Annotated in this window: 14 protein-coding genes; 6 read left to right on the top strand and 8 right to left on the bottom strand. The window is 43.2% G+C overall.

Features of this window, described 5'->3' with window-relative positions; translation table 11 throughout:
- Positions 1–116 precede the first annotated feature (116 nt).
- The 3 genes from R7Q11_RS21115 to R7Q11_RS21105 all read right to left on the bottom strand — a co-directional run bounded on the left by R7Q11_RS21115 (position 117) and on the right by R7Q11_RS21105 (position 2,029).
- A complete protein-coding gene (locus tag R7Q11_RS21115) occupies positions 117–497 on the bottom strand; it encodes a hypothetical protein (protein WP_005375467.1) in 381 nt (126 codons plus the stop codon).
- Between the two features lie 167 nt (positions 498–664).
- The gene (locus R7Q11_RS21110) at positions 665–1,051 is read right to left on the bottom strand and encodes a GlcG/HbpS family heme-binding protein (RefSeq protein WP_042521512.1); all 387 of its coding nucleotides are present in this window, start codon (positions 1,049–1,051) and stop codon (positions 665–667) included.
- A gap of 9 nt (positions 1,052–1,060) precedes the next feature.
- A complete protein-coding gene (locus R7Q11_RS21105) occupies positions 1,061–2,029 on the bottom strand; it encodes an aldo/keto reductase family oxidoreductase (RefSeq protein ID WP_115386740.1) in 969 nt (322 codons plus the stop codon).
- A 141-nt stretch (positions 2,030–2,170) separates the two neighbouring features.
- On the opposite strand from R7Q11_RS21105, the gene R7Q11_RS21100 reads away from it, so the two are divergent.
- A complete protein-coding gene (locus tag R7Q11_RS21100; protein ID WP_017635840.1) occupies positions 2,171–3,046 on the top strand; it encodes a LysR family transcriptional regulator in 876 nt (291 codons plus the stop codon).
- Positions 3,047–3,055: 9 nt separating this feature from the next.
- Here the strand turns inward: R7Q11_RS21100 and R7Q11_RS21095 are convergent, their stop codons facing one another.
- Positions 3,056–4,813 (bottom strand): SgrR family transcriptional regulator, encoded by a 1,758-nt coding sequence (locus R7Q11_RS21095; RefSeq protein WP_225466703.1) that lies wholly within the window; start codon positions 4,811–4,813, stop codon positions 3,056–3,058.
- Positions 4,814–5,379: 566 nt separating this feature from the next.
- Here R7Q11_RS21095 and R7Q11_RS21090 point away from each other — a divergent pair.
- On the top strand, positions 5,380–5,919 hold the full coding sequence (locus R7Q11_RS21090) for a redoxin domain-containing protein (RefSeq protein WP_225466702.1): 540 nt from the start codon (positions 5,380–5,382) through the stop codon (positions 5,917–5,919).
- 512 nt (positions 5,920–6,431) lie between these two features.
- Positions 6,432–7,115, top strand: coding sequence for a hypothetical protein (locus R7Q11_RS21085; protein WP_225466701.1), 684 nt, complete (start codon positions 6,432–6,434; stop codon positions 7,113–7,115).
- 195 nt (positions 7,116–7,310) lie between these two features.
- On the opposite strand, the gene R7Q11_RS21080 is transcribed toward R7Q11_RS21085, so the two are convergent.
- The gene (locus tag R7Q11_RS21080) at positions 7,311–7,676 is read right to left on the bottom strand and encodes a winged helix-turn-helix transcriptional regulator (RefSeq protein WP_005375456.1); all 366 of its coding nucleotides are present in this window, start codon (positions 7,674–7,676) and stop codon (positions 7,311–7,313) included.
- A gap of 167 nt (positions 7,677–7,843) precedes the next feature.
- Positions 7,844–8,428 (bottom strand): NAD(P)H-dependent oxidoreductase, encoded by a 585-nt coding sequence (locus tag R7Q11_RS21075; protein ID WP_017635228.1) that lies wholly within the window; start codon positions 8,426–8,428, stop codon positions 7,844–7,846.
- Positions 8,429–8,698: 270 nt separating this feature from the next.
- Here R7Q11_RS21075 and R7Q11_RS21070 point away from each other — a divergent pair, with 270 nt between their 5' ends.
- Together R7Q11_RS21070 and arsB are read left to right on the top strand one after the other, a co-directional pair.
- Complete coding sequence (locus tag R7Q11_RS21070; RefSeq protein WP_009706198.1) at positions 8,699–9,040, top strand: ArsR/SmtB family transcription factor; 342 nt, start codon at positions 8,699–8,701, stop codon at positions 9,038–9,040.
- An 85-nt stretch (positions 9,041–9,125) separates the two neighbouring features.
- Positions 9,126–10,181: an ACR3 family arsenite efflux transporter gene (gene arsB, locus R7Q11_RS21065; RefSeq protein WP_005375449.1), complete on the top strand. Its 1,056-nt coding sequence runs from the start codon at positions 9,126–9,128 to the stop codon at positions 10,179–10,181.
- A gap of 36 nt (positions 10,182–10,217) precedes the next feature.
- Here arsB and R7Q11_RS21060 read toward each other — a convergent pair whose 3' ends face one another.
- Both R7Q11_RS21060 and R7Q11_RS21055 read right to left on the bottom strand, forming a co-directional pair.
- Positions 10,218–10,997, bottom strand: coding sequence for an AraC family transcriptional regulator (locus tag R7Q11_RS21060; protein WP_136976486.1), 780 nt, complete (start codon positions 10,995–10,997; stop codon positions 10,218–10,220).
- 19 nt (positions 10,998–11,016) lie between these two features.
- Positions 11,017–11,550: a YbhB/YbcL family Raf kinase inhibitor-like protein gene (locus tag R7Q11_RS21055; protein ID WP_047101665.1), complete on the bottom strand. Its 534-nt coding sequence runs from the start codon at positions 11,548–11,550 to the stop codon at positions 11,017–11,019.
- Positions 11,551–11,737: 187 nt separating this feature from the next.
- Here R7Q11_RS21055 and R7Q11_RS21050 point away from each other — a divergent pair, with 187 nt between their 5' ends.
- The gene (locus tag R7Q11_RS21050) at positions 11,738–12,529 is read left to right on the top strand and encodes a PhzF family phenazine biosynthesis protein (RefSeq protein WP_225466700.1); all 792 of its coding nucleotides are present in this window, start codon (positions 11,738–11,740) and stop codon (positions 12,527–12,529) included.
- Positions 12,530–12,692: the final 163 nt, after the last annotated feature.

The raw sequence follows: 12,692 nt of genomic DNA, 5'->3' as shown, positions 1-12,692 counted from the left end.
AGTAGTTTTACAGGCAAAGCCGAAACGGATGATAACCACCTACTGAAGTAGGTGGTTTAGGGCTGAAAACAAAAAAAACTCGTCAAATGACGAGTTTTATTCTTTATATCAGTCCGTTACTCTAGGCTTTTCAATTCCGATGTATCAACGCCTTTTATTGCATCTTTCGCCACTTTATCAGGATCAAAGACATCACGTTCTTCATACGAATTATCAATCATGCCTTGTCCTATCGCGGTCGCCTGCTTTTGTAACTTGTTACCCTCTACCTCACCAGCATCCCAGCCTTGTCGATAATCTGAGTCGGTTTGATACCTTGTTTCGTCCTTAATATAGTGTTCAAAATCATTCCCTGCCTCTTGCATACCACTATGCCGACCGTCATGAAAGCCTTGGATATAAGCTTCATCATAACCGCTCTCTTTTAACGCGCTGTCACTCGTACCACAGCCTGAGAGGAGAACAAAAAATAGCGAAACGAATACCTTATGAAACATATTTAGGCCTCAAAGCTTTCAAATAAATTAATCATAGTTCGCGATTTCAACTTCTGCTTACTTCAGGCTATTAGATAGCATTGTGACTCGACGAAGCCTGTGAACTTGAGTCCCTACAGTGAGTACAAAGCTGGACAAAGCATCACACCTACTGATAAACATTATACTCAACGCGCGTTTAATACTTCCATCGCAAGTGCTTCATCATCTTGCTCAGCCAAACCGCTAATGCCAATTGCACCGACGATTTTCCCCTCTTGTTCTATAGGCACACCACCCATAAAGCCTGTGATCTTCGGGTCAGTCCAATAACTCAACTGCTTACCCGTCTCACGAGCCCAAGCACCCAGATTGCCGCTAGGCTGACGGTCTCTAGCCGAGGTGTAAGCTTTGTTCTGTGCCAACAAACCTGCTTGCACACTCACATCATCCATTCGGGCAAAACCGAGCAATTCTCCATGTGTATCAACCACGGCAACCGCAATGTTTTGCTTGCGAGCAGTCGCAATTTCCAATGCCGTTTGAATTAGAGTTTGAACTTGTACGTATTTCATTTTTCTCTCCTACGGGATCTCATGACCAAGGGTTTTCTCGAACAAGCCATACCAATGGCTACGTGATAGCGTGACGCTCTCTACTTGAGCACAAGCGCGAATACGTTGTGGGTTTGCAGTACCAATAACAGGTTGAATTTGGCTTGGGTGACGCGTTAGGAAGGCTAAAACAATCGCCTCTGACGGCACGCCATATTCAGCTGCTAGCGCCATCACCATCTCCGCAATCTGTCTGGTGTTGTGATCATCAGAATGTAAACCACGCTCTGAGAATCTTCCCTGCGCCATACTGCCCCACGCTTGCAGTTGGATATTGTGCTTACGGGCATGTTCCAGTATTCCTGCAACGTAGTCAGATGCAGACGAAGGAAGCCCCATGCCTTGCTTGATGAAGTCAGACTTAGCCAGACTCATTTCCAACTGGTTCGCCACAACAACTTCGCCCGTAGCTTGTTGAAGAAGATCAATTTGAGCACTGTTCATGTTAGAAACACCGAAGTGGTTAACTTTGCCAGCTTGTTTCAGAGCTTTTAGCGCTGTGCCCAGTTCTTCAAATTCAACCAAAGGATCAGGACGATGCAGCATCAAAACATCAAGGTTTTCCACGCCAAGGCGTTCAAGAATGCCCTCAACAGAAGCCGTCACCCATTTAGCAGAGAAGTCATACTGCTTAACACCTTGCTCATCTCCTAGACGGATGCCGCACTTGGATTGCAAATAAATTCGTTCTCGTAAGGTTGAGTCATTGGCTAAGATGCGCCCAAACACTTCTTCTGCCTTACCGAATTTGTAGATATCCGCATGATCAAAGAGATTGATGCCCACCTCTAATGCTACCTCTACAGCGGCATAAGCTTGGTTTTCATCTTGGGCGGTTAATGGGTTGCGATTCCACTCCCCTCCAAGCCCCATGCAGCCGAAGACCAAGCGGCTAACGTTAGGTAAGGTTTTGGCGAGCGGTAGTGTTGGATTGTTCATCGTTATTCTCACTTTTCCGATTTCTGCATCTTCAATTTCTTAAGTTAACTCTAACCATCTTACCGTTCGTAAAAATTAGTTTAATACCGTAAAATCGAATTCATTATCCTTGATACCGAACAATAAAGACGAGCAATCAAGATGGCAGATTATAAGAGAATCGAAAAACTGATGCTGTTTGCCGAAGTGGCTCAAACACTTAACTTTTCTAGGGCAGCGGAGCAACTTGGCATTTCTAAAAGTTACCTGTCAGAACAAATCAAGCGATTGGAATCGGAACTCGCCACGCCTTTGATTGTTCGAACTACACGCAGCGTGAGATTGACGGCAGAAGGTGAATCGATCTTTGCACAAGCGGAAGATCTCAAACGCCGCGTAATGGAAATGGAAAAGAGTTTAAGTCAGCGATCTGAACAAATAGACGGTCTGATTCGTCTTACCGCTCCCAAGATGTTTGCTGAAGCGGTGCTGCATGATTTGTGCGTAGCGTTTCGCGCTTTACATCCAAACGTAGAGTTCGAGATCCTTTCTAGCTATCAAGCGTTTAATCTGACAGAAACCAGCGTTGATTTTGCGTTTCGAGCGACAAGAACGCCGCCAGAGAATATGATTGCTCATCACCTTTTGGACTACCACCACTGGCTGGTTGCCTCTCCTCAGTATCTGCAAGAAGAAGGTACGCCGGAGACATTAGATGATTTACAAGAGCATCAATGCTTAACCACATTGCATCAAAAAGAGTGGCCGTTAAAAACGGGAACAGTTCAAACCCAAGGTTGGCTTTCAAGCAATGAAAACCGCTTACTCAAAGAATCAGCCCTGTCTGGCAATGGCATTGCTCGGTTAGCAAGTTACTTTGTCGAACAAGACGTTGAACATGGCCGTCTAGTGCAGGTTCTATCGGAAGAAACCGACCACCAGCACAACGCGGTTTACTTGGTGTACCCACAACTTATCTATCAATCGGCGAAAACCAGAGCCTTCATTGAATTCGTGAAGCAGCACTTTGCTATATAACTAAAGCAGTTAATCCGCCGACCACACCGAGCGAATATCTGGCCAACCCCAGTTAGTAAGAGCGACGTCTTCTAAAACACCTTGGAAACGCAAAGTTTGTGTATGGTGAAACATGGGTGCAATCCAGTATTCGCTGATCAACGTCGATGCAATTGGCTCCAATGCATTAAGGTAGTCCTCAAGTGGAACGAAAGATCTTACTCTCTGTAGTTGTTCATCTAACCATTGTGCGTTCTTCTCTCCCAAAGTGTGGAATAGCACAGCGTTGCTGAAGAAGTTCGTGAACGCTGAGGCATGACGATTATCATCTAGGTTTATGTTCGTTACGACCATTGTCTCATTTAGCTCACCGTTCTTAGCCTTCTCGTTCAGCTCACGGTAGGAATACATAACAATTTCTACTTTACTGCCAACACTCGCCAAACGATTAGAAATAGCCCGCGCACAGCGACGCAACGCGGTATAGTTATATCCTGCTATCGTAATGTGTTTAGGTAACTTAAGCGGCTCACTGAACGGACGGAGCACTGGCTTCCAACCTGGTAGCAGGTTATAAGCGGGTATACTCCCAAATACAATATTCTCGCGGCGCATCACTTCGGCCAAGTGCTCAGGTTGAATTAGCTCACTAATATAACGGCGCTGCGCTAAAGAGAGTTTGTGCTTAGCGTGCTGATTAAATAAGGCGAATAAGCAACCATCTTCTATTCGACTACGCTTGCTCGCCGATGAGTGTTCTCGGTTTTGCGTCGACATATAGTGTCCACACAAATCCTCCTCGGGCGAAGCATCCCTTTGCAACGTATTTGCTGCCAATGACGGGTTCTCCATTTGCTCGTCATTAACAATCCAGATAGTCACCAAATCCGTTAGAACTCTACATGCATAGTAACCATTAAATGCTTGCAGTTTTAAACGACTTTCATTGTGCTCGACAACAGAGAATGGGCCACTTCCGACCACCAGCTTGTTATTCGCTACGTTAACTTGGCTTACTGGTTGAATGCCGTATTTCACACCAGAAATAAGTCCAGCAAAGCCCAAGTCAGCTCGATTAAGCTTAAAAACAACTTTCAATGGCGTTGGCGCAGTAATGTTAGCAACATGTGCCAACTCTTTTTCGTAGTACTGTAGTGAACTCAACTTTGCAAACAAGCTAACCACTGTTTCTGCATCAATGGAATTACCATTATGAAAAGTCAGACCAGGACGAAGGTAGAAAGTCCATTCGAAGGTGTTTTCGTCATAACGCCAGTGATGTGCGAGTTCTGGTTGCACTTTCCCATTGTTATCACTCGAAACTAAGCAACAATAGATTTGCCTTAATAAGAAACGTTCGCTGCTACGCTGAAGTTGATGTGGAACGACGCGCTCAAACATTCGCTTATAGGTTAATTGAATATTGAGCTGTCCTTCTTGAACAGAAGCACCAGACGTTGTTTTTAACAAACGGCCAAATGCCATTTCGTCTTCATCTAATATCGCTAGTGCTTTTTCATACTTGCCTAGCTTGATACGTTCAAGAGCCAAGCTCTCTTTTAAAACGTCTAACTCCATATTCAGAATAAGAGTCGATCGTTGGTTCCGCCCAGCTTTCGGGTGCCAGCTCAACCACGCCTTCTGCTGCATCTGCGTTAGCAGGCTACGAGCATGCCGAGAAGAAGTGAACATGATGTCGGCAATGTCCTGTAACGTGGTTTTTGTTTCATCACCAACGCTAAACGAGAGTAATCGTTGGTAATAGCGAAACAAATTGAGATCAGACACTGAATCAACCTTAGATCTGTGAAGTTTGTGGATAGGAATAGTTTACTTAAGTTGGCGGTAATAAAATAAGAAAACTTCCTAATTATCTGTTCCCCTTTTCCACAATTAACCTCCAAATTCGGCTTTAAAGCCCCCAGATATTTACGTTATTAGGAATAAAGTCAACAAAAGCACTCTCTTTTTTATCTCCCCTTTTATACGCATAATTTACTCGTCAGCGTAAAGGAGGAAGAAATGAAGAAGCCAATGATGGCGTACTTTTTTTCAGCAACGCCTAGCTCAATCGAGTAATAAAATAGAAGTGATGACTCTGGTCTATCTTAACGATATGTTCCAGTGGTCATAGCCTAACCTCAAGCAGAACTTAGCTCCTGATACTACACCCCCACTTCGTTGTATCTTAAGTTCTGCTTTTCATCTTTTGCACTCTAATGCCTTATTGCAGGTTACTAAAAGTTAACTAGTTGAAACACCTCAAAACAGAGTCTACATTGAAGTCTCATCCCCCCATCGCTTTGTTAAGAAAGGGGCATTCATGGATATACACCATCAATTCGGGAGTCAATATGGCAACTTCAGTGAAACTTAAAGCGGGCGACAGCTTCCCTCATCTTCAAGCCACTTTGCTAGATGGTTCAAGCGTAACGTTGGGTCAGCCGCAAGGTGATGCGACTTGGCAAGCAGTATTCATTTATCGTGGTAAACACTGCCCTCTTTGTACTAAGTACCTCAATGAGCTTGAGAGTTACAAACAGGCTTTCGCTGATGCTGGCGTCGATATTCTTGCCGTTTCTGGCGACTCAAAAGCACAGCTAGAGGGGCATCTAGAGAAACTCGAAATCAGCTTCCCTATCGCTTACGGCCTGACCGAAGAACAAATGAAAACGCTAGGCTTGTATGTATCTATTCCTCGATCTGAACAGGAAACCGATCATAATTTCGCAGAACCAGGTCTGTTTGTAGTGAATGAACACGGCGACTTACACGTGGTGGATATTTCAAACAACCCGTTTGTTCGCCCTGAGCTTGGCGCGCTATCACGCGGATTGGCATGGATTCGCGATCCAAACAATAACTACCCTATCCGTGGCACATTGGATTACTAATATCTTCTACACCCAAGTAAACTTTCTATCCTTAAAGAAGCTAGGATTCTTGCCTTAGTGAGAATAACTTGGAATGCATATCAGATCCGTGAGATCTGATATGTATCAACAAGTTGGAAATAGAGTCCTTGTTCATTATACAACGCCTTGATGAAAAACAAGATCAGTGAAGCCCAGGCTCCCCTCAAACAACGTTAAGCATTTACTTCTAAGTCACTTTCACGATAAATACATGAAATTAAGACTAAAAACTTAGACTTAACGGATGTATAAATCATAACGGTACCTACACAAGTAGTTGGCTAGCGATTATTATCCTATTGCAACTAACAATTGTGCAAATCTAATAATTCATACCATAAATGAAAACATAGATACCGTAAGAGACAAAATAAAAGCAAACGATTAAATTACCAATAAAACACCGTTCAATTAAAATAAAAAACATTTCACTTTATAAAAATGTAATTAATCGTTATTTGCAATCACACATCTTAATTGAGAAATACAGTATGAATAAAATCTCTTTACTTTATATGGCCGTTTGTATCGGATTAGTTGGATGCGGTTCAGAAGGAAGCGACAACGATCCAGCAAAAGATATACATCCCACCATTTCAAATCCGGAACAAGTCAACGCAATGACGGTGGACAAAGGTCATTTCTATTGTTCTGTAAACCAACAAAAACTGGAACACGGAGGGACATCTGCAACTATGTCCTACCTGATTGAAAAGAAAAGAAATTCTACGGTTGTCGACGATTATGAATGTACCGAATACGGTTTAAAGAAAGGTGAGTCAATTATCGTCACTAAAAGTGCAATTGAAAACTTTTCATACTCAAAACATTATAAAAGCACGAAGAAGAATGACATTAATGGGTTTAAAATCATCTACCCTACAGGGCTTACGACTCCGATTAATAAAGATTATGAAAAAATTACGATCACGTATAATACGGAGAGACCTGACGTTAACATTAAGATAATTCAATATTTTGACGAAAAGTCTAAATTATATACCATCAAAAAATATGAAAGCCACGTTAACGACAACTCACCAATAGGTTTAGTTGAGAAAGAGGAATTCGATAAATATTCCGATTTTGAAAAGAAACTGGAATTAAATAGTGCTTTTTTAAATTCAACTGAAGTGAGTGATTTATTCTACAACTTACTAAGTATGATAAAATAATAACTAAAAATCAAAAACTTAAAAAGTACGATTATGCTCAAGTAGCCTCGATATGCCTGACTCGAAAGAGTACGTTGTTTTACGAAACAAATTACGTTTTGAATGAAGCACATCTAAGTTACTTGGGTATAAACGGCGATGTATTGTTAATCAGCTTTCAAAAGAGAGTAACGTTTGCGATTAACTACTTTGGTCTTAACGAAGCTCAATTTGATGCTTTTCAGACCAAATTCGCAAATCATCAAGAATCTTAAGTGCGGTACGGCCGAACTCTGTTAGTTCATAGCTTACGGCAATTGGGCGGTCGCTGATCACTTTGCGCACCACCATACCTTCCGCTTCTAGCTCTTTCAGGCGTTGGTCGATCATCTTTTTACTTGCACCGCCTAGCATGCGTGCTAAGTCATTGAAACGAACTGGGCCGTCTTTCAAATGATAAATCAGAGAACCTTTCCATTTACCACCAATTAGACGCATCCCTTTCTCGATAGCACATGGCTCCGCACATACGTTCGCCACTGACTTACGACCTTTGCTATCTACACTGATTCTGCTTTCCACAATACACCTCAAGATACGCACCTAATCTAGGTAACGAAAAGTAAGCTAGATACATTTAGTGCTTTAGAGTAATAAAAACGTCACCTCGCCGCAAACAAATAAAAATGGACCGCATGTAGCAGTCCATCTCAATTCATCATTCAGTTCGCACTATCTTTCTAAAAGGATTAGAAGTTTTCGTTAATGTGAGCTTCGAAACGAACAAAATCGTTTTCGATATCTGCGTTCTTCATCACGTCGTAACAAGCGAATGTAGGCAGTGCTGACATACCAAAGAAGCGGAAGTTAGCGTGCATGTGGAACATCAAATCGTCCACGCCTTTACCTTGGAATAGGTATTCGCTCTCATCATCAAACGATTCTTCTGGCGCGTTGAATGTCAGTGACAGCATGTATTTGCTGTTGGTTTGAGTGCCGCCTGTACCATAGTTTTTCTTTGGTTCTTCTGCGCTACGGCCATCGAATGCACATAGTGCGCCGCCCATACCCGCAGTAAACACGTCGTCCATGTATTTTTTGAATGACCAAGGCACAGACATCCAGTTGATTGGGCTTTGGATGATCACGCGATCAGCCCACTCAAAGTGTGCGAGTTGCTCATCTACGTTGATCTCATCTTGCATTGTCACAACGCGAACCTCATGGCCTTTTGCTTGCAGAAGCGTCTGTGCTTTGTCGACAAGAGAAGCGTTTAGACGACCTTCTGAGTATGGTGATGGTTCGTGTGCATTGATGATCAGTACGTTGCTCATGGGATTACCTTTAAATAAGTTCACAAGATGACGCAGTAACCATTGTGCGTCGGATGTGGTTTATTATGGTAACCTAGAAATATAGTGCAATTAGTTAACTTTTAGTAACCTACTTAATTTTTTATTATATCACTGTTTTTAAAACATATATTTTTTCAATTTTTCATTCATCGTTATTTTACGATTAATTTTTTCATCGCGTTGTTGCATCTTCCACAGAGCAGGCGTACACTTTATCGCAATTCGACGATTAACTATTAAGGCCAGCGAATGAGTGATAAGTGCAACGACACGTGCGAAGTTGTTTTTCAGACAACGCAACAACAGCTCGAGAAAGAACAAACTCTAGCAGCACAAGCAAAAGCTTTGTCACATCCAGCACGCTTGCGCATTCTGCACATCCTGCACACGCTCGATACCATGGGTGGTTGTTTGAACAGCGATTTGGTTTCTGAACTGGGTCTTGCGCAATCTACTGTTTCCGAGCACTTGCGTATTCTAAAGCAAGCAGGCTTTATCAGCGCCGAGCCAAACCCACCTAAGGTGTGTTACCGCATTCAACGCGACGCGTTTGATCAGTTCAATCTAGGATTTTCCAAGTTATTTGATTAATGCCCTTTGCACGCTGTTCAGGCGTGCAGAGATAAACTATACCTTTAAATATCGCCTTTCGACGATAAACGAATAAGAGAACACTATGACTACTCAAGTTTTAAATAGTGCCAGCGACAAAATGAGCTTCTTGGACCGTTACCTAACGGTGTGGATTTTTGTGGCAATGGCAATCGGTGTAGGTATTGGCGCAGCATTCCCTCAAGTTGCTGAGTGGAACGAGTCAATGTCAGTTGGTAGCACAAACGTACCGCTAGCGATTGGTTTGATTTTGATGATGTACCCGCCACTCGCAAAGGTGAACTACAACTTGCTAGGCACAGTGACGAAAGATAAAAAAGCGATCACGCTGTCTTTGGTCATGAACTGGATTGTCGGCCCTATTTTGATGTTCATCCTTGCATTGACTTTCCTAGGTGATCATCCGGGTTACATGGTTGGTATCATTCTGATCGGTCTTGCTCGTTGTATTGCCATGGTATTGGTATGGAACGATATCGGTGGCGGTAACAAAGAATACGGTGCAGCCCTAGTTGCACTAAACAGCGCTTTCCAAATCGTGACTTACAGTGTGATGGCGTGGTTGTTCATCACTGTGTTGCCACCAGTCTTTGGTTACGAAGGTTTCGTGGTTGATATCTCGATGATGGACATCGCGGAAAGCGTTCTGATTTACCTTGGTATCCCATTCCTAGCGGGCTTCCTAAGCCGCAAATGGCTGGTCGCTGCGAAAGGTGAACAATGGTACAACGACGTGTTCATCCCACGCATTTCACCAATTACGCTTATCGCCCTGCTTGCGACCATCGTACTGATGTTCAGCTTGAAAGGTGAAATGATTCTTGAACTGCCAATGGATGTATTCCGTGTAGCAATTCCACTGGCTATCTACTTTGTGTTGATGTTCTTTGTCAGCTTCTTCGTTGGTAAGAAAATGGGCATTGACTACGACAAAAACGCGTCGATTGCTTTCACGGCAACAGGCAACAACTTTGAATTGGCAATTGCGGTTTCTATCGCGGTGTTTGGCCTAAACTCAGACCAAGCTTTTGCTGGTGTCATTGGCCCGCTGATCGAAGTGCCGGTATTGATTGCTTTGGTGAACGTAGCATTGCGAATGAAAACCAAATATTATGGTTAACCTAAAAAGCACAAAAAATACAAAAGCGGTAAAACATTAACTCACCACCGTTTTAATATACTCACTGGGCGTTAGGCCGAACTTACTTTTAAAGCGTTGGCTAAAACGCCCCTCTGACTGATAACCACACAACTGTGCAAGCAGCGCAACGTTATACGAGCCATTTTGCATCAAGTAAAGTGCGTGATTTAAGCGCACTTCTGCCAATACTTCGCGATACTGGGTACCTTCTTGTTTCAGTTTTCGTATCAATGTTGCTCGGCTCATAGAAAAGTGCCCCGCGACCATGTCTAATGAATGCTCCTCCCCTGGAGAGCGCGATAAGTAACGACTAAGTTTCTGACTAAAAGAGATATGTGAACTCGAGAACAACCGATGCAATAACCCTCTCTCAGCTAGCTGCTGATATAGGCCCATAATCCAATAGCGTTGTGTCGCTTCACTTAAGCTTTCCCGCTCAAACGAAAACAAAGCATTTAACGTCGCTTGCAATGCTTTATCTGTCTCAACAACGGGTACATAGTTTCCTAATGCGTTGCTCATGCTTAGCTCCAACATTTCATCGCTAGGCACACAGTGAAAACTGAACATTCGAGAAAGAAATCGCCCTTGTAGAGGAAGATTTTCAAAATTTAGGGATGCATTTGCTTCACAAAGCATGATATTTGGATGATGGATGTCGAGTACTTCGTCTTTCCAGAAAAGATGTTTACTCCCCTTAACAATCTGAATAATGCTTGGGGAGTGAATCCTGACATTACGAAGCTTCTGCTGCTGCTCCGCACGAAACAGCGTAACCTGATATTGGTGACCCATTCTCTCCCCTTATATTCAATTATCGCGTGTAAGTCGTGGTTAATGTCGCTTTACCCAAAGCAACACTATTCAAAGTAAACCCTACAATGGCTGGTGGCGTGTTTTCATCCAAATTCAGTTCTTCAGTTGGCAATGCCCACACCGTAAACTGGTAACGATGCATCCCATCATTCTTTGGAGGACACGCGCCGCCGAACCCCGTTGTGCCGTAGTCAATACGAGATTCTTTGCCGCCTAACTTGTTCATATCAATGCCTCGAGGCAGCTCGCTAACGGTGGATGGAATATTAAACGCTATCCAATGCCAAAAACCACTGCCTGTTGGTGCATCGGGGTCATACACGGTGATCGCAAAACTTTTTGTGCCCTTTGGAGCTTCTTTCCACATCAATTGTGGTGATTGATTCCCGCCATCACATCCCCAACCAGAGTATTCAAATGTCTTCGCCATCGGGTGGCCTTCTTGAATATCTCTACTCACGAGTTCAAATGCATGGGTAGAACCGACCGCAAAAACACTCAATACCAAAACTGACTTGTATATCGCTTTCATGTTTTTCTTCCTTTCAATGAATTCAACACTAGTCTAAATACCCAGCAGTCCGAATCCTTGTCAGTAAGTATCAAAAACCACAAAATAATCTATAATTTTGACACTTTAAGATTCTAACACAAACTTCTTACTCTCTTAATTGCACTTGGTTTATGCTAATTAATCGCTCACGGAATAAGGAAGGAAAATGGAATTGGATATCTACGTGGTGGACGCCTTCACCGATACGCAATTCAAAGGCAACTCAGCAGCGGTGATACCGTTAGAGGAATGGCTAGCCCCAGAATTGATGCAAAATATCGCGACAGAAAACAACTTGTCGGAAACGGCTTTTCTAAAATCCATTGGCGCAAACCGATATGAGATTCGTTGGTTCTCTCCGATTACTGAAATCGATTTCTGTGGACACGCAACACTGGCCTCTTCGTTAGTTCTGTTTGATGAGTTTGGCATTAATGGCACGATTGAATTTCATACTCTGGAAGTAGGGACCCTCACCGTAGAGAAGAATGCGCAAGGTAAGATCGAGATGACGTTCCCTGCTCGTCCTCCAAAAGCCGTTTCTGATATTCCCTCGGCATTGATTGAAGGCCTAAGTTGCGATGTGGAACGCGTACTGCTTAGCCCTCAAGCGTATTTCGTGGTGGTCGGCAACCAGCAGGAGGTGCTTGAGGTTCAATACCGTTCAGAGCACCTCAAGACACTCGCTCCTTACGATGCGGTCGTTACCGCGAAAGGCGATCAACAAGACTTTGTATCTCGTTACTTTTGGCCTGCAAATGGTGGTGACGAAGACCCCGTAACTGGCTCGATTCACGCTAGATTAGCACCGTTCTGGGCAGAAGCGTTAGGCAAAACATCACTGATCGCTTACCAAGCTTCTCAGCGCGGAGGTATTTTGCACTGTGAAGTTACTGGCGAACAAGTAAGAGTATCTGGCGACGGCGTGCTCTACATGAAAGGCAAGATTTTTGTTTAAATGATATTCATGTAATCAACTTACAAGAGCCAAGTAAAGCACGGCTTCAGCAGGATAAAGCCAGTTTCAATAATTAATCAATTGATGAATATTGAAGGAATTAACTTCCTAGCCGGACAAAACTGACTCACGTTACACTGAATGCAGTCCCATACTCTTCTAT

It is taken from the genome of Vibrio sp. 970, assembly GCF_033339075.1.
The sequence above is the reverse complement of the archived record's forward strand: the minus strand, read 5'-3'. Positions and strand labels throughout refer to the sequence as shown.